Origin of the sequence: Planococcus lenghuensis, from assembly GCF_001999905.1 — a bacterium.
GTDB classification, from domain to species: domain Bacteria; phylum Bacillota; class Bacilli; order Bacillales_A; family Planococcaceae; genus Indiicoccus; species Indiicoccus lenghuensis.
In genome coordinates this window covers 1,703,610-1,727,001 of sequence record NZ_CP019640.1, presented here as the reverse complement: position 1 = coordinate 1,727,001, position 23,392 = coordinate 1,703,610, and the positions used below count along the sequence as shown (strand labels likewise).

Sequence of the window (23,392 nt, the reverse complement as noted above, 5' to 3'; positions counted from 1 at the left end):
TCTTCCTCCCTTGATCACCTTTTAAAACTCGCGGTTTCTTTCTGTTTTCCGATGATGTTCATAAAATAGGCCAACTGCTTTGTAAGCCGGTCCTGCACATCGCTATCCAAAATCGGCTGTACAGGATTTGATTTATCGATCTGGCTATCCACCAAATAAACGCCCTTCAAGTTTTGGCCTTTTAATGTAGCCAGCAACGGCTTCAGTGAATATTCCAAGGCCAGCAGGTGGTTCGGACTGCCGCCTGTCATCAGGGGAAGAACGGGTGTGTCCTGCAGCACATCCTGAGGGAGCAAATCCAGCAGAGCTTTCAGAACCCCTGAGTAAGCAGCCTTATAAACAGGAGATCCAATAACTACGCCATCGGCTTTATGAATGAGCGTACTGATTTCCTGAATAGCAGGACTATCATATTTAGCTGTGAACAAATCCGTTTGGGGAACATCGCGAACGGATAGATGTTTAACGGACAACCCTTGCTTCTGTAACAAGTTTCCTAAGTAGGTTAAGACTGTTTCAGAACGGGATGATTCAGATGGACTTCCCGATACAATAACGATATTTGCCATGGTGATCTCTTCCTCTCTATTTCTCGAATAAGCTTATCGCTTTGGCTTTCACGAATATCACTTAAAAAAATAAAAGACCTTCTTTTCTCAACTTGTGAGAAAAGAAGGTCGTTAGAGTACGAATCCCGCTCTTATCTCTCAAGAATAACATTCTTGCTGGAAGTAGCACCTTTCTGACAATGTCAGAGGTTGCTGAAGCGTCAACGGGCCAGTCCCTCGGCTTCTCTCGATAAGATTATTAAATTTGAACTAATCATAATATTGCTGAATCATTCTGTCAATGGGTTTGATCCGATAAGTTTATTTAGCTTATAGGTTTACTAAGTTTTCGGCTCATCCAAATTCAGACTGGCTTTCAGACAATGCCCGTGATTCATTCTATCACTAATAAACATGCACCTCTGTTTGCTCAAGTTTTGATTCGAATAGTTGGTCTGCCACAATCGGATAGGCCAACACTTCTCTATCCGAAGCTTTCAGTTTCTCCAACTCCACTTCCTTTGCTTTGACCACATGGATATTTCCAGTATACTCGCTATAATAGTCCAGCTCTTTTAGGAATGATTTCTCCCGGAGATTGCTCACTAACCAGTAGGAAGCATTCCCGTCTTGCTGACGTGTCTCAAGGTGCTCCTTTTCTTGCTGTTTACCGAATTTCAACAGAGGCCGGTGCCATACGTGAACCAAATCCTCGACCATGGCACTTGCTGTAGGAAGCATACCTGCACCCGGCCCCTGCAAAGTAAGACTTCCTACAAGATCCGTTGTTACATTGACTGCATTGTCGACGCCCTCCACATGGTAAAAAGGATGGGAGGGGGAAACAAGGACCGGCTGAACTGAAGCTTGCACTTGTCCTTTTTCTCGTTTCAGTTCTGTAACATGCTTAAACCGGAGACCAAGGCGTTCAGCGACTTCGATCTGTTCTATCGTCACGCCTGATATCCCAGCGACTTGGAAAGAGGAGGTTTCAGGCTGTTCCCCAAAAGCTACCTGGCTTAGAATCTTGGTTTTATAATAAGCATCAAACCCATGAATATCATTTCCGGAATCCGCTTCTGCAAACCCCTTTTCTTGCGCGAGAGCTAAAGCATCTTCGAATGACAGTTGCTTATCACGCATTTCTGTCAAAATGAAGTTTGAAGTTCCATTCAATATTCCTTGAATTGTCTCGAGGTTATTCACCCGCAGTAATTGCTGCAGGATCTGGATAATCGGCACACCCCCAGCGACCGTCGCCTCAAACCCCACACGCGCTCCTTGCCTGTCGGCACTATCAAGCAACTCCTGACCGTGCTCGGCAAACATTTCTTTATTCGCTGTGATAATGTGACAACCCGCTACTAATGCTTCCTTCAAATAACTGAAGCTGGGTTCTTTACCGACAATTGCTTCAAATACAATATCCAGCTGTGGGAGCTTTAGAATTTCTTCAAAGTTGGTTGTAACCAGAATTCCTTTATCGACCTTCCGCTCTTTCTGCTCGTTTTGGACTAGAACAGCTGAAACTTCAACTTCGGCACCCAGCACTTCTTTCAATTCTTGCTGATGGGTTTTGATGGTTCGATAAACGCCTTCTCCCACCGTACCAAAACCTAAAATAGCCGTTCTTATAACCGACATTTCTACACGTCCTTCATTTCTCAGAGTCGCTTTTTCTGCTGTTTACTTCCCTTGTTCCCGTACTTTCAATTCTCTTCTCAATATCTTCCCGCTGATTTTTGTTTTTGGCAGCTCTTCCAGGACTTCAATTTCCCGGGGGGCGGCATGGGCTGATAATTTATAGCGGACAAATTTCCTGATCTCTTCTATCAATGCCGGTTCATCGGTATAGCCCTTGTTTAAAACAATGAACGCTTTGACAATTTCTCCTCTTATCGGATCCGGTTTCCCGATGACGCCAGCTTCCGCAACCGCTTCATGTTCAATCAGTTTACTCTCCACTTCGAATGGGCCGATTCGTTCTCCTGATGAGTTGATCATATCGTCGCTGCGTCCTTGGAAGAACACATAGCCCTCTTCATCCTGATACGCCAAATCACCCGAAAGATACCAGTCTCCAAACTGAAAATAAGAGTGGTACTTTTCTTTATTTTTCCAGACCTCTTTCATGATTGCCGGCCAAGGCGCTTTAATAGCCAAATGACCAATATTGCCAGCTTGTTGCTGCACCCCATCCTCGCTTAGAATGCCGACTTCTATCCCAGGAAAAGGTCGCCCCATGGAACCGGGCTTAATGACTTCTGAAGGGAAATTGACGATCAATTGGGCTCCAGTTTCAGTCATCCACCACGTATCGTGAATGCGCACGCCTAATGTATTGATACCCCAATGAATGACTTCGGGGTTTAATGGTTCCCCGACACTCAGAATATGGCGCAATGAAGTGAGGTCGTACTTCTTTCGCGTGTCATCGCCTTCTGCTTTAAGCATACGAAAAGCAGTTGGTGCACTATACCAAACAGTGACGCCTGCTTTTTCGATAACTGAGTACCAGGAGTCAGCATCGAATCTTCCGCCATTTACTACAATTGTCGAGCGGTTTAGCCAGGGGGCAAAAATCGCGTAAACGGTGCCGGTGACCCACCCGGGATGCGCGGTGCACCAGTAAATATCGTTTTCCTGAAGATCGAGCACCCACTTGCCGGTTTGGTATTGCTGAATCATTGCCCGGTGCGCATGGACAATCCCTTTCGGTTTACCGGTTGATCCACTTGTGTAGTGGATGTTGAGGCCATCCTCCAAGTCCACCCATTCTGTCGGCTGATCTTCAAGTCGCGTATTTCGCAATAGCTCATTTAGCGAGATTTCCCGGTTTCCGCAAAATTCAGGCTCTGCTGTGACTAAGATTTTTTTCAAAGAAGGCAAGTCGTTTTTCGGAACCCGTTTCGCCAGTTCCGCATCGGTGATGATGTATTTCCCGTCACAGTCAGCAATTCTGTCACGGACCGCTTCTTCCATGAATGCTTCAAATAGAGGACCGGCAATTGCTCCTATTTTCACCGCTGCAATCATAGCAATGTAGCACTCCGGATTTTTCGGCAGGAAGATAAAGACAATATCTCCTTTTTTGACACCTTCCTTCCTCAGTGCAGCTGCAAGAAGATCTGTTTTTTCCTTCATTTCAGCGAAAGTGAGTTTCACTTCTTCCTTCCCGTTTATATAATGCAGCGCAGTTTTTTCTCCATAGCCGTCTTCCACATGCCGATCTATGCATTCATATGCCATGTTAACTTTCCCCGTACGGTGCCAGCTGAATTGGCGTTCAACCTCTTTCCAAGAAAAATCGGGCAACACCGCCTCGTAATTTGCAATATTATTGTTATAAGTTCCTTTTTTTATGGGTTTTAATACTTCAATCGTCATTTTTGCTCTCCTCCTAAATCTTACTAAACCTAGCTGAATTCCTTTTTCTCTTAATAAAATGAAAAACCCCTCTTCTCGCATGAAGAGGGGTTCATTCCTCTTCTCATCTTCCAGTCAAATTCATGACTGTAGGAATTAGCACCTTTGCAAGGAATTCCTTGCAGGTTGCCGGGTTTCACAGGGCCTGATCCCTCCACCACTCTTGATAAGAAGTTGCTTTATTTAGTTTGGTAAGTAATTAACTACAAATGAATTTACGAACCACTCAATTTGCCGAAAGAAAAAATTTCCCGAGAGAAAGCTCCACACTGTCCCTCTTAATCTTTCATATCGTCCATAAAGGCCGACATCTTTACATGTCTACTTGAGGATATCAGGCTTCATAGGAAGTCAAACTCCTCCACTGCTTTTAATAAGTGTACTTAGTAACGACTATTAAAAATCAATTGCCAACCATGTCGAGATTTTAATATAGTCGCAAAATAAAGTCAACAATTTTTAAATGTAATGATTTATCGTATGTGCTTGGCGCAAAGGGGAGCGTCAAGAATTATGTGTAAATGGCTAATCCCCAATCCTGCAGATCCTATTAAGTTGTCGGCTGCTCTGTCTACTTGAACATGGCCACCAATTCAGCACGTGCTGAATGAAAGCCACGGTGGCAGCTGGTGGCGTGCTTCTGGTTATACGTCTCAAACCGGGACACCAGGAAACGGTCCAGGGAATCCTCATTCGGAAACTGCTCCTTGCGCCGGCTGTACTTCTTGATTTCCTTGTTAAACGATTCAATGAGATTCGTCGAATAGATACTCGGCCAGATGGCAGCCGGGAAATCGTAAAACGTAAGCAGGTGCCCATTGTCAGCGAGCGATCTGGTGACCCGCGGATAGGCGGTTTTCCATTTGGCAATGAACGCAGCCAAGGCGTCCGCTGCCTTCTCCCGGTCTTCAGACCGGTATACCGCCTTGTAGTCCTCGCAGATTTCCGCCCGGTCCTGGACGCGCACTTTATGAGCGATATTGCGGGAGACATGGACGTGGCATGCCTGGTACTTCGCATCCGGATAGACACTGGCGATACAGTCAGTGATACCTTTCAGTCCGTCCGTGACGAACAGGAGGATTTCTTCCGTTCCCCGTTCTTTCAGGTCCTGGAGGACCTCTTTCCAGACGTAGGCTGATTCCGTCGGTGCGATCGTATAGGCGAGCACTTCCTTCGAGCCATCTTCCCGGATGCCGATGGCCAGATAGACCGCTTCCTTGGAGACCGTGTCGCGTTTGAGTGCGATATAGGTGGCGTCCAGGTAGACGCATACATAGCGCGACGCCAGCTGACGCGCCTTGAAGGCCTCCACGTGTTCGCCGACTGCGCGCGCCATATTGGAGACGGTCTGCGGTGTATAATGATGGCCGTACATCCGCTCGATCAGATCGGCAATCTCAGACATCGTCACGCCTTTTTGGAACATGTGGACGACAAAGGATTCGAGTGTGTCGTTCGACCGCTTGTACGGTGCCACGGTCTGCTGGTCAAACTCGCCATTGCGGTCCCGCGGAATCGCCAGCTGAAGTTCACCAAACTCCGTACGGAGTGTCCGGTTATAAGAACCGTTGCGTGAATTGCCGGAATTGAAGCCGGCGCGATCGTATTTATCATAATCTAAAAATGCCGTCAGCTCGGTTGCGAGCAGGAGGTTCACCGCCGCTTCCAAGTGGCTGAGGAACACATCTGTGATATCTTCTTTATTTACTAGAGCTTGCGCAAGTTCTGTTGTAAACTGGTTCATAGGGAAGGCCTCATCTCTGTGAATTTTGTGTGGTAGCTCAATTCTACAGGATTAGGTCTTCCTTTTTCTATTCACTCATTTACATAAGATATTTTACGCTCTCCATTTATTAGTTTGTACAAATCTCTATTGTTTATACTGATACTTGCATATGCATAGAATCTATAAAGAAACGATTTACATGAAGAGGTCCGGCATCTTTGATTTTACAAGCAAGAAATATCGTAATACAATGTATTACAAAGAACTGAAGGAGGTTTTACCCATGGCCACCATTTCCTTGCGTGTGGACGACCGCGACAGCAAACTCATACGCGATTACGCCAAAATGAAGAAGACGTCCGTTTCCGATTTGATGCGAAACGCCACCATTGAAAAAATCGAAGATGAGATTGATGTGGAGAATTTTGACCGTGTGCTTGCCAGTATGGAAAAAACCCATTCCTTGGATGACGTCAAGAAAGAATTGGATCTATAACAGAGGATGTATGCTGTTCGTTTTTCAGATGTCGCCTTGAAGAAATTAAAAAAGATGGATCGTTACCAAGCTTCGCTCCTGATTGGCTGGATTGAAAAAAACTTGCAGGATTCCAGCGATCCCCGAACACTTGGAAAGGCATTGGTTGCGAACCACAAGGGAAAGTGGCGTTACCGCGTCGGTGATTACCGTATCCTGGCTTTAATCGAAGATGAAAAAATCCTTATTACCATAATCGATGTCGGGCATCGAAAAGATATCTACGAATAAGCAAAACAGGTACATGCTCTTCAAAGAGGCTGCACCTGTTTTTTTGTATCCTAAAGTTCGGCTTTTGACTGGACTGCCATACATAGGAACTCGTTAGATCATTTGGTTTATCCTCTGACGTTAAACTTTTCTAAGCGGTTAATAAATTGGACGTTTTGCTTCACGAATGGGTAGAATTAGAAAGATTGCGATTATTACGGAGTTGAAGGGATCTTATGATGAAAAGTACCGGTATTGTCAGGAAAGTTGATCAGTTAGGGCGTATTGTTACGCCTATCGAGTTGCAAAGAGTCTTGGGCGTTTCCGTAGGGATCCGATGGAAATCTTTCTTGAAGAAGATAAAATCGTTCTTAGAAAATATGAGACAGACCGCACATGTGCTGTAACTGGGGAAATCTTGGATGAAAATGTTGAATCCACTTATGTTAAAGGCCTGTACTTGAGCCCAAGAGGGGCTAAGATTCTGCTTAAGGAGTTGCAGAATAAGACCCAAGGGTAGCTGCTGCTAATGAAAAAATGTCTAGTAAAGTTTACAGAACCCACCACGCCTCTTCACAATGCGGACCACGGTGGGTCGTATTTATCCACTCATCTTTTGGCATATAAAAGACATTTGCAGCGCGGCAATCCTCATCTCCGGTAACTGTCCAGAGACAGCGCGTGAGGAACCTTTTCACCTATTCCCCGTTCATATAAGCCACGATTCCCTTCATATCCTCTTTACTAATCCGTGCTTCTCCTACTTCAATAGCTTCTTTCATGATTTTTTCGGTAATGGGCACAGACAATGCGTTTTTATGAGGCTCGATGATAATTTGCGTATCGGTATGTCTAATATCTACGCAGCTGCCTTCCTGCAGCTGAAAGATCTCCAATAGGTCTTTCGGGATAACGAGCCGTCCCAGCTTGTTAATCCGGTTGGTATGCACAGTTCATCCCCCTATCCATTCTCGATGGATTCTTTGATCTCTTGTATCCGGGCCACAATTTCTTTTATGCGTTCTTTGGCTGCCATCACTTTATTTTCATCTTCATTTTTTCAATCAGGGATTGCTGGCTCGCCCTTTCCTTTTCTAGTACAGTAAGCTCGGCGTTGAATTTGTCCACATTTAACATCCGGTTCAGAAGCTTTTCACTGCCCGCGTCTTTTTCACTTACAAAGGTTTTTGCCGTTTGCAAATCACTGTTTCGGATAAAAGCTGTCATGATATCGGAGAGTGTCTTCTCAGTCAATGTAACGGCTTTGACAGGCAAAACCATCACGCCAATTAGTCCTTTTGAAGAAGAGCATTTTGCGTTTGCACTTTAACTAAATATAATTCTAAGTATAAATGCAAAAGAAGATGATGAAATGTCCTATACCACCCAGCTCCTTGAACCAATTACCAGACAGCATGGGCTGCTTCTGACACGGGACGCTAAAACCGCCGACATCCCGCGTACTTTTACTATAAAATGCCTTTTCCGAAAAGTCTTTAGAACGGGTTTACAAGGAGTGTCCTCTAAGAACTGTATAAATATTTAGACTATGTTAGACTGGATAGAAATAATCTAAACCAAAACTGATCACAGAAAAGGGGCGATAGGAGTGGGGAAAATCACATTAGAAACAGCGAAAAAATTGATTGATGCAGCAGAAGAAGAAGCGGCGAATTTGGGGGTTGCCATGGTGATTTCCGTTGTCGATGATGGTGGTAATATGGTAGCGGTCCACCGAATGGATGATGCCTGGCTGGCAAGTGTCGACATTGCGCAAAACAAAGCTTGGACATCCGTTGCCTTGAAAATGCCAACAGCCGGACTAGCGGAAGCAACTGTGCCGAATGCAGAACTGTATGGTCTGAACACGACCAATAACGGGCGCATTGTGGTTTTCGGCGGAGGAATCCCGCTCATGAAAGACGGCAAAGTCGTCGGTGCGGTCGGTGTAAGCGGCAGCGTTGTCGAGCATGACATAAAAGTTTCAGAAGCGGCTGTAAGAGCGTTTGATGAACTGTAAGAAACCGTAAAAGCAATCACTGGAAAAAGGCCTTGGAGTTAATTGTGAACTGAACCCCAAATGGTAGACACTTTAAAAAGTGACCCATTTGGGGGTTTTTTCTGTTTTCAGCCCTCGGTATACTAAACATAGCTAACTTGGACGGGAGAAGATCATGTGAGTAAAATCATTTTCAACGAACACCAACAACGGGTCTTGGAGGCGAATCCAAATGTCGCTTCCGTATCTGATCGGGCAATTCAGTACACACCTGAATTCAAAATCCACGCAGTGAAGGAGAACTTGGCGGGCAAAGGCCCCACCCAAATCTTTACCGAAGGTGGATTTGACCTGACCGTGATCGGTTCTCAGAAAGCGAAATCTTCTCTCAGGCGCTGGCGGAAAGCCTTTAAGCTATATGGGGAAGACGGCTTCTTCGAAGAACGGCGCGGAAAAGGCAGTACCGGCCGTCCTTCTTCGAACGATCTTTCGGCTGAAAAAAAGTTGGAGAAAGCAGAGGCGCGAATCAAATATCTGGAAGCGGAAAATGAGCTGCTAAAAAAGCTCGAAGGACTCGAGAGGCAGGTGAAGAAACGCCGCTGACACCAGCGGAAAAATACGAAGCGATCAATGCGGTGGTCCGCAAATTCCAATTGAAGAATTCAGTGGATGCCCTTTGCCTGACGGCAGGTGTCAGCCGGAGTGGGTATTACGCCTGGCTGAAGAAGATCGAACAGCACGCCATTCGCGAAGAACAAGACTACCGGGATTACCTGTTGCTCAAAAGCATCTACGATGCGCATCGTGGGAAAATTGGGTATCGTAACTTTTATATGGCGCTGGCAGAACTTTTGGAAACGCCCATGAATCATAAGAAGATTCTGCGCCTCATGCGCAAATTCAACCTGTTCGCCAACGTTCGGCGAGCCAATCCATATAAGCAACTGGCCAAAGCCACACAGGAACACACCGTCTGTCCAAACCTGTTAAACCGCGAATTTGAACAGGATGAACCCGGCAAGGTATTCGTCACCGATATCACCTACCTGCCCAACCGTTCGGGGAAAATGGCCTACCTCTCCTGCGTGAAAGATGTCGCCAGCCGTGAAATCGTCGCCTATGAAGTTACAACCACGCTCACGATGGAAATTGTTTATCGCACCTTGAAGAAATTGAAGGATGCGTTGGATGGAAATGTTCACCCGGAAGCGATGATTCATTCCGATCAAGGTTTCCACTATACCCATCCGGAATACCAACAGCGTGTGAAGGAAATGGGCTTGGCTCAGTCAATGTCCCGCCGGGGCAACTGCATCGACAATGCCCCTATGGAATCATTTTTTGGTCACTTCAAGGATGAGGTGGACTTTAAACAGGCGACCAGTCTGGCTGAGTTAAAAGGACTGGTCGACGACTACATGGACCATTACAATGGAACACGCAAACAATGGAGTTTAAAAAAGATGACGCCGGCACAATACCGAAGTCATCTCATCGCAGCCTAGCTGCAGGGTACTTTTATTAAATTGTCCACTAAATGGGGCTCAGTTCATTCAACACTAGGCGTGCTTTTCTTGTAGGATATATTTAGGTTTTTTCGGTAACTGACATTTTTCTGGGATGGTCTCCAACCATGGGAGAAGCTAATCAAGAGCAGTCAGTTCGGTTAGGTCAGTTCTTGGTAGCTACTCAAAAACTGTTTCTTACATAGCTTAAAGTCCAGAAATTGATGACCGATTTTGTCCAGGAACTGATGTACTACTCTTTGCCATTCATGCCACTCATCGTCACCAATATATGGACACGCGGGTTGAAATTCACCCGGGAGCCAAAGGTACGAAGCTTGGAAATAATGCCGGTTTAAGTTTCGTTTTTCCAGAAGAAATCCTTGGCCAGCCTGGCGGCTTCATCCATCATCAATTTCAGAGGGTACCGGTGCAGAAGGAAAACATTCCGTAGCCCTTCATCAATTATAAAGAGGATATGGTGACGGTTCAATCGAATCATGTCATTGACCAGGATTCGGCTCCATTCCTCTCCCTCCGATAGAAAGGGCCGTACAGAACCTATCTTTACAGCGATATGCCGCTTTTTTACATCGTGACAGCCTTTATATACGAAGAGTTCAAATCCATTGACGATATTTCCGCACCCCTTGGATTTTTCATTTCCTTTGATAACGACAGGGCAACACTGTTTTCCAAAATTCTTTTGAATTTGATTCCAATGGCCATGATCATCGAAAAAGAGACGATTTAAAACGTTTGTCTTCATATAGTAAACAGGAATACTGGGTTAATAGCACATCAAATTTATATACTTTCTTATTCTTCAAAAAAGGAAGAGAAGCACCGTTATCAAATCCGGATTTCTTAATCGAGCTGACGGACTTCAATCGGAATCAATGATTCTGTCAATTGCTCGCGGCGCGATTCATACTGCGCAGGCAGCATCAAATTTTCACCCATTGTTTCAGGTGTTTCGTCATGTGCAAAGCCTGGCGGATCTGTCGCGATTTCAAACAGGATTTCACCGTGTTCTTTATAGTAGATGGCGTTGAAATAATTGCGGTCTTTGACTTCAGTCACCGCAAACCCCTGATTGCGGACATGCTCCTGCCAATCCAGGTGATCCTGGTCATCCTCCGCGCGCCAGGCAATATGATGGACTGTGCCCACACCCAATTGCCCGCGGCCAAGCGGCGTCAATTTTAAATCGATGATATTGCCAATTTCTCCGTACGAACGGAAGCGCATCAAGTCGCCTTCTTCGCCAACTTTTTCAAGCCCCATGACTTCTTCCAGTGTTTTTGCCGTTTGATCTGGACGTGCTGAAAGAAGTGTCGCGCCGCCGAAACCTTTAATGGCAACACTTGAAGTGATGCTGCCGGATTCGAAATCATTCAAATCGCCTTCTTCACGTTCCACCAATTCCAATTGGAGACCGTGTAGATCTTCAAACGTTAAATAATCTTCGCCGAAACGTGTTTCTTTCGCGACGGAAACTTCATATTTTTCAAGGCGTTCCTGCCAGAACGGCAAAGCTCCAGTTGGGACGACATAAGACGTTACGCCGACTTGGCCGGCACCGATTTTCCCTTGATACGCATTTGCCCATGGGAAAAATGTGATGATCGTTCCCGGCTTCCCGCCGCCGTTTCCGAAATACAGATGATACGTTCCCGGATCATCAAAGTTGATCGTTTTCTTGACCATCCGCAAGCCCAGGACGCCTGCATAAAAATCAACATTTTCCTGTGGATGTCCAACGATTGCCGTGATATGGTGAATTCCAGCTGTTTTTTTCATCTTTATTTCCTCCTACTCATTTATTAACATTATTTCTAAAATAAGTTTTCAGTAGTATGTTCATTACATCTTCTATACCTTAAGCAATAGCGTAAACAAACATCTGTCCAATTAGAACAACAAAGCGTCAAAAGCATACTGGCCAACTCCAGTCAATGCCAGACCGATCACTACTGCCAAGATCGCCAAGTTGTATTCGTAGCCGTTCGCCGTAGACCACAAGCCGTTAGGCAGATGCACTTTGACAATGGCCATGATCATCGTTCCGGCGATCAATAGCGCGGCAAGCGGTGTCAGGAAGCCAGCTACCAGTAATAGCCCACCAATCAGTTCAGACAATCCTGCCATAAGCGCCATCGTCTTGCCCGGTTTCAACCCAAGTGAATCCATCCAGCCGCCAGTCCCTGCCAATCCGTATCCGCCAAACCAGCCAAATAATTTCTGTGCTCCATGAGCTGCAAACAACAATCCAATCACCAAACGGATGATCAATAAACCTAAATCCATCATTTTAATTTCCTCCAAATTTTTCAATTATCTTCGCTGCGAAATGCTTTGCCTTAAGTTTCTTCTATAACTTAGTATTTTTGCTGGTACCACTGCCGCGCAGCTTCCACTTCGCTTCCGGTCAACTGGTGGCCATGATTTTCCCAATGGACAGCAACAGATGCATTGGCAGCTTCCAAGGAAGCTTGAAGCTCTTCCGCTTCCACAATCGGGGAAATCGGATCGTTGGTACCGGCAGCGATAAAGACGTGCTTGCCCGTCAGGTCCGGAAGCTCCATTCCGCGTAATGGCACCATCGGATGGTGCAGGATAGCGCCGTTTAGCGCGTCGCTATAGTGATACAACAGGCTAGCAGCGATATTCGCGCCATTCGAATAACCGATAGCGACGATATTGTCACGGTTGAATTCGTATTTCACCGAAGCTTCGTCCAAAAAATCATTCAGTTCCTTCGTACGGAACACCAAATCCTCTTCATCGAATACGCCTTCACTCAAGCGTCGGAAGAAACGGGGCATGCCCTGTTCCGATACATTCCCTCTTACGCTGAGAACCGATGCTTCTGCGTCAATCATCGGTGCCAGTGACAATAACGACTGCTCGTTTCCGCCTGTTCCGTGCAATAGCAGGAAGACCGGTTTTTCTGGGTTGAATCCTTTTTTAAAAATATGTTCCATCATTTTTTCCTTCTTTCTATTTTTATTTTGGTCGCTCGATTGAAAAGATATCGCCGATGGCGGCATAATTTGCGCCAGCCAGGCGGCTGACTGCATTCAAACCTCTTGGATTGATGCGGCCATTTTCATAAATGGCTTCGTCGACATGAAAACGGACAATTTCACCGATCAATAGGTCACTGCCCGGCCCTTCACCGCCCAATGGAATTCCTTGTACCAAGCGGCATTCCATGCGCACTTTCGATTCCCGAATGCCCGGCACCGAAATTCCGGTACTCGGCACCAGCGTCAGATTGGCCATTTCCACTTCACTGTCCTCCGGCGGCAGAGACGCTGCGGTTTCATTGATTTTCACCACGTTGTCCTGGTCCACAATATGAACCACAAACTCGCCGTTCCCGTAAATATTCCGTGCTGTGTCTTTTCGCTCTCCCGTAGGGCGTTGGATGGCCAAAGAAACCATCGGAGGATTCGAGGAAACGATGTTGAAATAGCTGAACGGCGCTCCGTTGACGACCCCCGTCTCCGATCGTGTAGTGACAAAAGCAATCGGCCGCGGAACGATCGAACCGATCAGCAGTTTGTAATTGTCCCGTTCAGTATTTTGTTTTGGATCGAGTGATAGCATAACTTTCATCTCCTGACGTAGTTGTCCAATGCTTTTTTCAGTATTCCTTAAAATCTTCTTTATTCAATCGGTTCAAGCTTTGCTTCGATTTCAGTTCTTCTATTCTCTAAAAATGGCGGAAGATCCAGATTTTTGCCTAATGATTCAATCGTCGAATCCACAGTGAATCCCGGTCCATCTGTCGCCAGTTCAAACAAAATCCCATTTTCCTCTCGGAAATATAAACTTTCAAAGTAATAGCGGTCAGTTATTTTCATGACCTTAAAACCGTAATCTTGGATCCGCTGGCTCCACTGTCTGAGTTCTTCGCCGTTTTTCACACGGATTGCCAGATGATGGACACTGCCTTTTCCGGGTTTTTCTTTTGGCCCGTCCTGTTCGACGATGACAATTTCCCCAAATGTTTGTCCTTGAACCGATTGATAGACGGCTGTGTTGTCTTGGTGCAAAGCGAGTTCATAGCCGAACAAGCCGGTTAGCGTATTCGCCAAGCGTTCCCGCGACCGAACCGTCATTTCGACAGCACCTAATCCTAAAATCTGGTGTTCAGATAAAACGATGGAATCTTCCCAAGGTTGCCAATAGTCAGGAACGGCATCTCCATCATTGTTTAAAAGGACCAGTCGAAGCCCGTCACCGTCTTCAAAATGAAGAGCTTCGCGTCCTGCATACTCGGTCAGGTCGCCATGTACTACATTCAGCAGTTCAAACCGGTTTTTCCAATAAAGCAAGCTGTCATGCGAAGGAACGAGCAACCCGATGCGTGTGATGGCATTGGTGCCGCGTTTCGTTCTGCCAGCCATGGACATTTCAAAAAACGATAATTCGGTTCCGGGACTGCCTGTCAAATCGCCATAAAACAAATGATACATGCCTGTGTCTTCCTGATTGACCGTTTTTTTCACCCGGCGCATCCCAAGCACTTTCTGATAGAAATGATCAGTTTGCTGCCCTTTTTTTGTAATCATCGAGATATGATGGTGCCCGGCTATTTTCTTCATCGTAAACTCCCCGTTTCTTGTTAAAAATTGCTATAGTGTAAATTCTCAGCATAGCTCTCAATTCTTTTGAAAATAATGCTCAAAATTTCTTCTATAGTTACTCTATATCCTCTTATCTATCTCAATACACAAAATGCGCATTAGCTTATGCACATTTTGCGATTGAATAGAGGAAAAGGTTTATTAGCGAATTGTTTTCAATGCTGCAGACCAAGGAATAACCTGATCGAGCATTTGGTTAACAGAGTCCGCTTGAACTGGTGCTGCTTTCAATTCCGCACCGTTTTCGAAGTCAGTGAATAGAGACAAAGCCGGATGAACGCGTACGTCCGCTACCGATAATTCGCCTAGAATTCCGCGCAAATGTTCCGTGGCACGAGCTCCACCAACTGAACCGTAAGATACGATACCCGCTGCTTTGTTGTTCCATTCGGCACGCAGGTAATCGAGTGCGTTTTTCAAAGAACCTGTGATCGAATGGTTATATTCCTGTGCGATGAAGACAAATCCGTCCTGTGCTGCTACAGCTTCAGACCATGCCGCAGCGCCCGATGCGTCGCCGCCGTTTTCGCCTAATAGCGGCAATTTATATTCCGCGATGTCAATGATGGTATAGTTCGCGTCTCCGCGTTTGTCAGCCAGTTCTTTTACCCAGTTCCCTACCTGCGGGCTTAAGCGCCCTTCGCGTGTTGAGCCTAGGATGATGCCAATATTTAATGTTGTCATTGTTGTTTCCTCCTCTTGTTGTTGTGCTTGCTGTGTTCCGAATAATTTATTAAGAAATCCCATTGTATAGTTTCACCTCCCCCTATAAATATTCTTTTTCGAATGTACGCGTACTGCGTACGGTGTCGATTGGGCGCACCATTTTCTCAATCTGATCACGTTTTGGCTCAAGAAATGGCGGCAACGATAATTTTTCTCCTACCGTTTCATAAGGTTCGTCACCCATGAAGCCAGGGCCGTCAGTTGCCCATTCAAAGAGAATACCTTGTGCCACGTGTGCATAAAGCGATTCAAAGAAGAAACGGTCGACGTAGCCGGATGTGTTGAAGCCCAGATTCTGCATGCGGTCAATCCATTCTTGAAGGACGCTGGTATCGGCTACACGGAAGGCTGCGTGATGAACGGTGCCGAAGCCCTGACGTCCCGAAGGAAGCAATTTGTTATGTTCCACAATCACTTGCGCTCCGTTTCCGCCTTCGCCGACTTCAAATAGATGGAAGGAACCTTCTTTTGCGATTTCACGCATCAGCATCGCTTTTTCTAACACTTCTTTCAGTCCTTCAAATTCTGCAATCCGGATGTGGATCGGACCCAAGCCTGTAATCGCGAATTCCAATGGCACCGGGCCATTCTGCCATGGTGTTCCGGATTCGATACCTTCATTATGCTCGTCTGAAACCAGCATGTATTGCTGCTCGTCGAAATCAACGAAGGAGAGGGTTTTCTTGCCGAATACTTCTTGGATGCCTTTATGTTTTACTTCATACTTATCAAATCGCTTGATCCAGTAATCCAATGCTGCATCTGTCGGCACACGGAAAGCCGTTTTGTAGATTTCATTCGTACCATGGGTCCCTTTCGGGATACCGGGGAAATCAAAGAAGGTCATATCGGTCCCGGCTGACCCTTTGTCATCTGCAAAAAATAAATGGTAAGTTTGGATGTCATCCTGGTTGACTGTCTTCTTAACCAAACGCATGCCTAAAACATACGTAAAGAACTCATAGTTTTTTTCCGCACTGCTGGTAATGGCAGTTACGTGGTGGATTCCTTTTACTTCGTTCATCAGTTTCTCTCCCTTAAAATTCTCTATTCTATTACCTCGAATTCGAGATATAGAATTAAAAAAATTTAAACTTCCTGTGCCTGATAGCCAATCTTCTTCAAGCTTGCAATCATGAATTCCAATTCCGATGCATTCAAGCCTCCAAAAACCTCATCAATCGCTTTTTCGTGTTCTGGGAATATGGTTTCCATTAAGCGTTGGCCTTCATCAGTGAGTTCGTTAAAAGTCACGCGACGATCTTCCGGAAACGCTTTTCTAACGACAAAATTTTTTTCTGCCAGCTTATCAATGACATACGTGATGCTGCTGCTCGCAATCAACACTTTTTTCCAATCAGCTGAATCGGCTACTTTCCGCGGTGGTATAACAGCTCCAATACCGAAAACTCAGTCGGATTCAAACCATATTGGGCAACATCCTTTTTAATAACCTCATGAAGAGCATCAGTTGCGCGAACCAGAACGGTCAGCGCTTGCAAATTGAGCTGCGGCGATTCCAGTTAACCACCTCTTATCTTGAATTAATATATCTTTAATTCGAGATAATTGTATCATGGGTAATTTTTGGCGTCAATCGTCGATTTACCTTTTAAATGACAAATTGTAATATTAAGTACAGCAATCCAAACATAAAAAGAGGAATCCGGAAAGCCAGACTCCCCTTTTTACTGATTTTTAATAGTTAGGTATTTCTTATTTATTCCGAAGAGGCTCAAAAGCATTGGTCCAGGCATTGACCTGATCCAACAGCATCGATACCGATCCTTCATGAAAATCTGCCGGCTTGAATTCACTCATATTGATGAAATCTGTAAACAGTGACATCGCCGGATGGGCTCTGACAGAAGCCACTTGCAACTCCGCTAAAATGATACGTAATGATTCGGCTGCCCGAACACCGCCTGAAGAGCCGTAGCTCACAATGCCCGCCGCCTTGTTGTTCCACTCCACGTATAAATAATCGATGGCATTTTTCAATGCCGACGTCACACCGTGATTATATTCCGGACAAATAAAGACATAGCCATCTAGCTCCGCTATTTTTTGAGACCATGGTATTGCTTCAGGGGTCTGGTAATCCTGGCTGTAGGCTGCCGAAATCGGCTCTGCATACATCGGCAAATTGAAATCCGCTAAATCCACCACTTCGTATTCGGCGTCTCTGCGTTTGTCCGCAATGCCTTTGACCCATTCCGCAACCTGCAGGCTATTGCGCCCCGGCCGTGTGCTTCCTGTGATAATTCCGATTTTCGTCATGAATCAATTCCTCCTCAATTTGTAATTGATTCTTCAGCTCTCTGAACTTTCACTCCTTGATGCCCTTTCATCATAAGGAATATATTTTTCAGTTTCAAACAAATTGCCCGAATATTTTCATTATAAAAAAGAGTGATTATCCTCTATTTCTGTGTTGATGGCTTATTGAAATTGAAACGAAAAAGGAAGAAAAGCAGCAGAAATGAATCGCATCTTCTCTTCCTTATTTTTTACAATATATCATCAAGTTCAATATCCGTATAAATTGAAATCAATACCTTCGCCGGTTCGTCGCCGATGTTTTTCACGAAATGAGGGACACTGGCGTTCCAGCTGAATGAATCGCCTTTTTGGGCAATCTCTGAATCCTCGCCTTGTTCAGCGAGGATTCTGCCTTGCAGGACTAAGTGGCATTCTTCACCTTCATGGGAATGCGGTTCGCCGATGGAGGCGCCGGGAGGAAATTCCACTATCATCATCCGCAATCCCCCTTTTGATGTTAAATGCTCGACTTTCAGATTATTAAACGATGATTTTGTTCGGGCATCTTTTCGGACAACCCGCATTTGCTGATCTTTTTCCAGCAATAGATATGGCAAGGGAACATTTAAGAAATTCGCAATCGTATTCAACGTGCTGATCGACGGCGATGTTTTATTATTTTCAATATTGCTGATAAATCCTTTGGAAAGACCTGTATTGTCACACATTTGCGCGATGGTAATGCCTTTTCTGTTTCGGATTGCTTTTATTTTTATGCCAATATCCATGGTAATCACCTCGAAGTTTTCTCATAAAGAACATATTTCTATATTAACAAATAAATTGTTGACAATCTACTATGTCCATTGTTATCTTATAAACAACAAATATTCTTATATGAATAAAAGGATATGGGTATTTTTTTACCTCACTGTTTTCATATAATGATATTTTATTCTTATAAGAATTATTAAGATGAAATAAAAGAAAGGATGGTTGAGTGGAGTTCAGTACCGATGACTTATGAAATCCGGAAGCCTTCTCATTTGGAAGCCGGCAAAAGGTATCCAGCTTTGTTCGTCATGCATGGTCTAGGCAGTAATGAACAGGATCTGTTTTCTTTAACCGACGGTTTGGAAGAGCAATTTTTCATTTTTAGTGTGCGAGGGCATTTGCAGCAGCCGCCAGGTTATGCGTATTTTACGATTGAGGGATTGGGCAAGCCTCACAAAGAAGTGTTTACTGATGCAATTGCCAGACTTAGCCATTTTAATGAGTATGCCGAAGAGCAGTATCCGATTGGTCATGATCAATTATACTTGATGGACTTTAGTCAGGGAGCCGTGCTTTCGATGACATTAGGGCTGACGCTAGGAAACCGGATTAAAGGCATCGTGGCGTTAAGTGGTTATTTGCCAGGTTTTGTTAAAGAAGAATATGAAATCAAACCGGTGGATCAGCAGTCGCTGTTCATTTCACACGGCGAGTTCGACAATATTCTGCCTCATGCCTGGGGGCAGCGGGCAAGAAGTTTTATGAAGGGTTGAATGCGCAAATTACCTTTAAATCTTATCCCAACGCACATTTTATTTCTTTGGAGAACAAACGGGATCTGACAGAGTGGCTGTTGGGGAATTTAGCAGAACACCGAGAATAAGATAAAAAAACTTTACTAACTATAAAATTTGGAGGAATAATAATGAATAACAAATTTGACATCAGTCTATTGATTTTAAGAATAGTATTAGGGGTTATATTCTTTCTCCATGGATGGGTGAAGTTCCAGGACGGCATCGGCAATACAGTCGGATGGTTTGAAAGCATCGGGTTGCCAGGAGTTTTAGCTTACGGAGTTGCAGGATTGGAATTGGTCGGCGGTCTTCTATTGGTGCTTGGCTTGTTCAGCAGAGTGGTGGCTGGCCTGTTGGCAGTATTAATGGTAGGCGCCATATTGAAAGTGAAATTGGCTGTCGGCTTTTTAGGAAATGGTCAAATGGCCGGTTATGAATTGGATTTTGCCTTTTTAGCGATGGCTGCAGTTATTGCCATCAACGGTGCTGGAGCGTATTCACTTGACCAGGTGATTTTCAAAGAAAAACAAGTTGGGACTGGGAAGAGCTTCGGGTAATGAGTGAGAAAGATGACTCCGGCGACGGGGTCGTCTTTTTATATTCCGTTGCTGACATGAGCCATGATAATAGAATATCTACTCATCGATTAACTCTTTTAATTCAAGCTTGTTTGATTTCCACATCATCTTTGAAATGTCTACAGAACGAATTCAAAAGACCGCTTATAGTGGTGAATCTCTAATTAACTTTACCCGATATTAGTACTTGTATCGATAATAGCCTTACACTCTTCAATAAAAGTCGAAATTGGCTTCCTCTGCTGACTTTGTTCTGGCTGGTGGATCAATCGCCTTTATCTTCTCATACAGCATATATTGTAGTTGGATTGCTGAATGTTTAATCACACGCGAAGGTGGATATATAAAAAATTAGGCGGAAATCGAGATTTCTACTTTTGGAATCTCGAACTCTTATTTTATTTTTACTTAAAACTTAAAGAAAGAAGGTAGTAATTATGAAAATTTTTGTTTTACACGCGAGTCTTTTTGGTCATACAGAAGTATTAGGAAATGCAGTCGCAGAAGGCGCCAAAGAAGTTGAAGGTGCCGAAGTGATTTATAAATCTGTGGATGAAACAGACCCGGAAGAATTAAAAGAAGCCGCCGGGATCATTTGGGGGTCTTCCGGGATTTTTGGCGAACCCAATGCTAAAATGGCCTCTTTCCTTCCGAAACTTGGGCAACTTTGGTTTACAGGCGGTCTTCAAGGAAAAGTCGGGGGAGTTTTTGCGACAACCTCTACCCAGCATGGTGGAGTCGAAAACATTTGCCGAGCTCTACAAACTCCTATGCAGCACCATGGCATGGTTATTGTTTCAAATGCTGGACCAGTCAATGAAGATCGAGCAAAATTCGGCAATCCATACGGTGCCACAGCCGTTATCCCTGTTGAAGCTTCCCAGGATGCACCGATGAATAAGCCAAACGATACAGAAATGCAAATCGCAAGAGAATATGGAAAACTGGTTGCCGAAACAGCTAAAAAATTACATCAGTAAAATTCAAAATTCTGTTAGGCAATTGCTTTGTTCGAACTTACAAAATGGGGTGCCCGATAACTCCCTGAAATAAAACAGGCGGAGAAAAATGATTGATTTTTCTCCGCCTGTTTTTGGGGTTTAAAGCGAGTTGTAAACGCTAAAGTAACAGAGGTACTGACGCCAATTTGATGAAAAACCAACCGGCTTTTTTATGAGAATTGAAAATTAAAGGGTGAATGATAGGATGGGTTAAGCGACAACCATCAATTTCATTTCCTGCTCATTTCCACTTGAGCGCTGCCAATTAAAAGGAAGGATGGAATGGTTCAAGCATGACCTTCTCCCCTTCCTTTTTCCCTTTTGCTTCGTTTTTCACAATTTTCTTTAGATAGTGAACTATTTCCTGTAAGCGGTCATATTGTTATTGACGTCTGATTTTGTCTGGAAATTGACGGTTCTTTTTGTCCCCAACCTGACGGTTTCTTTGTCCGGAAAAATAGAGAAAAACGAGGGGGAACTAGGCCAGTTCTCCCTCGATCACTTTCTTCACCATCCGGTCGTCGATGATGCGATTTCCATTCTGCGCCGCAAACAACAGGCAATGCGTTGCCAGCTTGTTGATGAGGCGCGACGCACCACTCGAATAGCTGAACACCTCATCAATCGCGGATTCGCTGAAGATATCCCGTCCGACACCTGAGAAGGAAAGATGTTTGTTCATGTACTGTTCGGTCTCCGCCCGGTCAAGATGATGCAGCCGGAATTGGATATCAATCCGCTGGCGGATAGCTGCGAAGGATTGGAGCTGAAGGCGCTCCCACAGTTCGTTCTGCCCGACCATGATCAGCGCCATCGGACTCTGGGCATCCATGCGGAAGTTCAGGAGGAACCGCACCTCTTCCAACATCTCCCGGTCGAGTAAGTGGGCTTCATCCACCACACAGACGGGCGTCAGCTTATGGATGCCTTTCATCAGTTCGATTTCGCGATGCAGTTGCCGCTTGGCATCGCCCCGATAAAACTTGGACTCGAGTCCCAATTGTTCCAACAGCCCCTTATAGAAATGCCGGGGCGTCAACTTTGAGTCTGACAGATAAAGCAGCTTAAAGCGCGAAGGATCCAGTTGATCCGTAAACCGGCGGATGGCGGTGGTCTTTCCGAGTCCGCATTCACCGGTCATGACCGCGAAGAGCTGCCGTTCTGCGGCATAGTTCAGCCGGCCAAGGATTTCTTCCAGCTGATTCGATTCGTACAATTCGGCGGTCGGGATGTCCCGGGAGAACGGCGTGGCACGCATCTCAAAGAACGATTCAAACATGTTCCGCACCCCCTTTTCCGATGTGACGGAAGCTCACGGCCGGCACACTCGGTGTCACGGCAGCTGCCTTGCGGTCCGCGTTCACTTTTTTGGCCCCTTGCAGGAGGCGAGATGAACCGGCAGGTTCTTTCGTCATCTTTTCCGGTAGCGCTGGTCGCTTCCCAGTCTTCTCGGTGATGACCATTTCCCGCGCTTTCCAGCTATCATAACCTGGATAGTCGACGGTCAGTTCGCGGGTGTCCTGCGGATCAAACGTAATTTCCACCTTGCAGCCGACAAAGTTGAGACCGACTTCATATTTGCGGTCCTGGAAACTGATGCAGCCCGATTTATCGACTTTCCGCGTCTCCGCATGCAGGAAGGCATGGGCCAGCTCTTCGGCTGAGACCGAACGGAGCTGGGTCGATTCGTTGCGAAACGCTTCAAATGGCGTCTTGCCGTCCAGTGCGCTGTGTGGTTTGTGGGCGTAGCGCTCTTTCACCCAGACATCCAACCAGCCGTTCAGTTCATCGACGGTCTTCGGTTCTTCGAGTCGCACTTCCTGCAGGAACTCGTCAAAGGTTCGATTGAACCGCTCGACCTTGCCGGTCGATTCTGGTGAATAGGGGCGGGCATATAAAAGCCGTGTGCCGAGCTTGGAACAGGTTCGCGCCATCCATTTGGTGCGATATTGCTTGCCGTTGTCGAAGTAGACGCTCTCCGGTACCCCATGCTTCCGGATGGATTCACGAAATGCATCTTCCACGCAGCGCGCATCCAACATCGGATAGAATGCCACATGGAGCGGGAAGCGGGTCGCATCATCCAGGAACGCCACCATGTAGACCTGTTTCTTCGTCCCGTTTGGCCCGATCGGCAGGTAGGGTCCGTATTTGATATCCGAATGCCAGAGGGCATTCCGACGGCGTTTCTGAAATCGCCGCACGGCGCCCGATGTCTCATGATACATTTTCATCTGACGGGCGCTATACCCTTGTTTTGACAGGCGTTCCTGTAACGTGCTGCGCTTCAATTCGCCTTTTGCGACGACACCGTCCCACTCAAGAATCTGGATAATCGAGGCGATGCTCCGGCTCGGAACCTCTCGTCTCAGGAGGATTGCCTGCTCCACCACGTGATCTTGAAGCTCCCGGGGAACCGAACGGTATGGTTTCTGCTTCAGCCCTTCAAAGCCTTCCTTCTTGAACTGCGCGACGTAGCGTCGGATGGTGCGTTCGGAGAGGCCGTGCCGCTCACAGATTTGCCGGCGGAGCTTTTGCAGTTCCTGGGCATCCAACTTTTCATTCAATAGAGGCGCAATCATCTGAAACCGATGGGTTGCGAGTTCTTCCGCTTTTGTCCTTGCCACTTTCAACACTCCTTCTT

At 45.7% G+C, this 23,392-nt stretch carries 25 protein-coding genes, 2 pseudogenes and 2 riboswitches; of the genes and pseudogenes, 8 read left to right on the top strand and 19 right to left on the bottom strand.

Translation table 11 applies throughout. The features are described 5' to 3' along the window. Window positions 1-14: 14 nt before the first annotated feature. From ssuE to B0X71_RS08805, 4 genes are all read right to left on the bottom strand, one after another. Entirely contained in the window at window positions 15-569 is a 555-nt protein-coding gene (ssuE, locus tag B0X71_RS08820; RefSeq protein WP_077589065.1) for an NADPH-dependent FMN reductase, read from the bottom strand. A 128-nt stretch (window positions 570-697) separates the two neighbouring features. After that, a riboswitch (SAM riboswitch) is annotated at window positions 698-805 on the bottom strand. Window positions 806-953: 148 nt separating this feature from the next. Further along, on the bottom strand, window positions 954-2,192 hold the full coding sequence (locus B0X71_RS08815; protein WP_077589064.1) for a homoserine dehydrogenase: 1,239 nt from the start codon (window positions 2,190-2,192) through the stop codon (window positions 954-956). Between the two features lie 42 nt (window positions 2,193-2,234). Further along, window positions 2,235-3,935 carry an acetate--CoA ligase gene (gene acsA, locus B0X71_RS08810; protein WP_077589063.1) on the bottom strand — a complete coding sequence of 567 codons (1,701 nt, stop codon included), beginning with the start codon at window positions 3,933-3,935 and terminating at the stop codon, window positions 2,235-2,237. Window positions 3,936-4,035: 100 nt separating this feature from the next. Continuing rightward, window positions 4,036-4,147: riboswitch (SAM riboswitch) on the bottom strand. A gap of 398 nt (window positions 4,148-4,545) precedes the next feature. Then, window positions 4,546-5,721 (bottom strand): IS256 family transposase, encoded by a 1,176-nt coding sequence (locus tag B0X71_RS08805; protein ID WP_077589062.1) that lies wholly within the window; start codon window positions 5,719-5,721, stop codon window positions 4,546-4,548. Between the two features lie 265 nt (window positions 5,722-5,986). On the opposite strand from B0X71_RS08805, the gene relB reads away from it, so the two are divergent. From relB to B0X71_RS21220, 3 genes and pseudogenes are all read left to right on the top strand, one after another. Further along, on the top strand, window positions 5,987-6,199 hold the full coding sequence (gene relB, locus B0X71_RS08800) for a type II toxin-antitoxin system RelB family antitoxin (protein ID WP_077589061.1): 213 nt from the start codon (window positions 5,987-5,989) through the stop codon (window positions 6,197-6,199). Between the two features lie 6 nt (window positions 6,200-6,205). Next, the gene (locus tag B0X71_RS08795) at window positions 6,206-6,469 is read left to right on the top strand and encodes a type II toxin-antitoxin system RelE family toxin (RefSeq protein WP_077589060.1); all 264 of its coding nucleotides are present in this window, start codon (window positions 6,206-6,208) and stop codon (window positions 6,467-6,469) included. Between the two features lie 215 nt (window positions 6,470-6,684). Further along, window positions 6,685-6,968 (top strand): annotated as a pseudogene (locus B0X71_RS21220) (AbrB/MazE/SpoVT family DNA-binding domain-containing protein). Between the two features lie 178 nt (window positions 6,969-7,146). Here the strand turns inward: B0X71_RS21220 and B0X71_RS08785 are convergent. Together B0X71_RS08785 and B0X71_RS08780 are read right to left on the bottom strand one after the other, a co-directional pair. Continuing rightward, window positions 7,147-7,398, bottom strand: coding sequence for an AbrB/MazE/SpoVT family DNA-binding domain-containing protein (locus tag B0X71_RS08785; RefSeq protein ID WP_077589059.1), 252 nt, complete (start codon window positions 7,396-7,398; stop codon window positions 7,147-7,149). Between the two features lie 85 nt (window positions 7,399-7,483). Further along, window positions 7,484-7,732 (bottom strand): hypothetical protein, encoded by a 249-nt coding sequence (locus B0X71_RS08780; RefSeq protein WP_156889824.1) that lies wholly within the window; start codon window positions 7,730-7,732, stop codon window positions 7,484-7,486. Window positions 7,733-8,057: 325 nt separating this feature from the next. Between B0X71_RS08780 and B0X71_RS08775 the strand changes: the two genes are divergently transcribed. Both B0X71_RS08775 and B0X71_RS08770 read left to right on the top strand, forming a co-directional pair. Next, window positions 8,058-8,468 carry a GlcG/HbpS family heme-binding protein gene (locus B0X71_RS08775; protein ID WP_077589057.1) on the top strand — a complete coding sequence of 137 codons (411 nt, stop codon included), beginning with the start codon at window positions 8,058-8,060 and terminating at the stop codon, window positions 8,466-8,468. Between the two features lie 156 nt (window positions 8,469-8,624). Then, a protein-coding gene (locus tag B0X71_RS08770; RefSeq protein WP_156889823.1) for an IS3 family transposase occupies window positions 8,625-9,952 on the top strand; the annotation gives its coding sequence in 2 pieces (ribosomal slippage) (window positions 8,625-9,003 and window positions 9,003-9,952; 1,329 coding nt in all). A 253-nt stretch (window positions 9,953-10,205) separates the two neighbouring features. Here B0X71_RS08770 and B0X71_RS21735 read toward each other — a convergent pair. The 11 genes and pseudogenes from B0X71_RS21735 to B0X71_RS08720 form a co-directional block, all read right to left on the bottom strand. Next, window positions 10,206-10,298, bottom strand: coding sequence for a hypothetical protein (locus tag B0X71_RS21735; RefSeq protein ID WP_408634141.1), 93 nt, complete (start codon window positions 10,296-10,298; stop codon window positions 10,206-10,208). A gap of 521 nt (window positions 10,299-10,819) precedes the next feature. Beyond that, entirely contained in the window at window positions 10,820-11,755 is a 936-nt protein-coding gene (locus B0X71_RS08765) for a ring-cleaving dioxygenase (protein ID WP_077589056.1), read from the bottom strand. Window positions 11,756-11,866: 111 nt separating this feature from the next. Then, complete coding sequence (locus B0X71_RS08760; protein WP_077589055.1) at window positions 11,867-12,265, bottom strand: DoxX family protein; 399 nt, start codon at window positions 12,263-12,265, stop codon at window positions 11,867-11,869. A gap of 68 nt (window positions 12,266-12,333) precedes the next feature. After that, complete coding sequence (locus B0X71_RS08755; RefSeq protein WP_198038713.1) at window positions 12,334-12,942, bottom strand: alpha/beta hydrolase; 609 nt, start codon at window positions 12,940-12,942, stop codon at window positions 12,334-12,336. A 19-nt stretch (window positions 12,943-12,961) separates the two neighbouring features. Further along, complete coding sequence (locus B0X71_RS08750; RefSeq protein WP_077589053.1) at window positions 12,962-13,567, bottom strand: flavin reductase family protein; 606 nt, start codon at window positions 13,565-13,567, stop codon at window positions 12,962-12,964. Window positions 13,568-13,626: 59 nt separating this feature from the next. Further along, window positions 13,627-14,568 carry a ring-cleaving dioxygenase gene (locus B0X71_RS08745; protein WP_077589052.1) on the bottom strand — a complete coding sequence of 314 codons (942 nt, stop codon included), beginning with the start codon at window positions 14,566-14,568 and terminating at the stop codon, window positions 13,627-13,629. A 183-nt stretch (window positions 14,569-14,751) separates the two neighbouring features. Next, window positions 14,752-15,357: an NADPH-dependent FMN reductase gene (locus tag B0X71_RS08740; RefSeq protein WP_198038712.1), complete on the bottom strand. Its 606-nt coding sequence runs from the start codon at window positions 15,355-15,357 to the stop codon at window positions 14,752-14,754. Between the two features lie 19 nt (window positions 15,358-15,376). Next, window positions 15,377-16,360, bottom strand: a complete 984-nt coding sequence (locus B0X71_RS08735) for a ring-cleaving dioxygenase (RefSeq protein WP_077589051.1) — start codon at window positions 16,358-16,360, stop codon at window positions 15,377-15,379. A gap of 65 nt (window positions 16,361-16,425) precedes the next feature. Next, window positions 16,426-16,859 (bottom strand): annotated as a pseudogene (locus B0X71_RS08730) (MarR family winged helix-turn-helix transcriptional regulator). 193 nt (window positions 16,860-17,052) lie between these two features. Further along, window positions 17,053-17,616 (bottom strand): NADPH-dependent FMN reductase, encoded by a 564-nt coding sequence (locus tag B0X71_RS08725; protein WP_077589050.1) that lies wholly within the window; start codon window positions 17,614-17,616, stop codon window positions 17,053-17,055. A 230-nt stretch (window positions 17,617-17,846) separates the two neighbouring features. Beyond that, a complete protein-coding gene (locus B0X71_RS08720) occupies window positions 17,847-18,386 on the bottom strand; it encodes a helix-turn-helix domain-containing protein (RefSeq protein WP_077589049.1) in 540 nt (179 codons plus the stop codon). A 228-nt stretch (window positions 18,387-18,614) separates the two neighbouring features. Between B0X71_RS08720 and B0X71_RS08715 the strand changes: the two genes are divergently transcribed. From B0X71_RS08715 to B0X71_RS08705, 3 genes are all read left to right on the top strand, one after another. After that, window positions 18,615-19,145 (top strand): alpha/beta hydrolase, encoded by a 531-nt coding sequence (locus B0X71_RS08715; RefSeq protein ID WP_232336812.1) that lies wholly within the window; start codon window positions 18,615-18,617, stop codon window positions 19,143-19,145. 152 nt (window positions 19,146-19,297) lie between these two features. Beyond that, the gene (locus B0X71_RS08710; RefSeq protein ID WP_198038711.1) at window positions 19,298-19,726 is read left to right on the top strand and encodes a DoxX family protein; all 429 of its coding nucleotides are present in this window, start codon (window positions 19,298-19,300) and stop codon (window positions 19,724-19,726) included. 458 nt (window positions 19,727-20,184) lie between these two features. Then, entirely contained in the window at window positions 20,185-20,727 is a 543-nt protein-coding gene (locus B0X71_RS08705) for a flavodoxin domain-containing protein (RefSeq protein WP_077589047.1), read from the top strand. A gap of 499 nt (window positions 20,728-21,226) precedes the next feature. Here B0X71_RS08705 and B0X71_RS08700 read toward each other — a convergent pair whose 3' ends face one another. Beyond that, window positions 21,227-22,027, bottom strand: a complete 801-nt coding sequence (locus B0X71_RS08700) for an ExeA family protein (RefSeq protein WP_077588586.1) — start codon at window positions 22,025-22,027, stop codon at window positions 21,227-21,229. Further along, complete coding sequence (locus B0X71_RS08695) at window positions 22,020-23,375, bottom strand: DDE-type integrase/transposase/recombinase (RefSeq protein ID WP_156889802.1); 1,356 nt, start codon at window positions 23,373-23,375, stop codon at window positions 22,020-22,022. The genes B0X71_RS08700 and B0X71_RS08695 overlap by 8 nt, the downstream gene beginning before the upstream one ends. Between the last annotated feature and the right edge of the window lie 17 nt (window positions 23,376-23,392).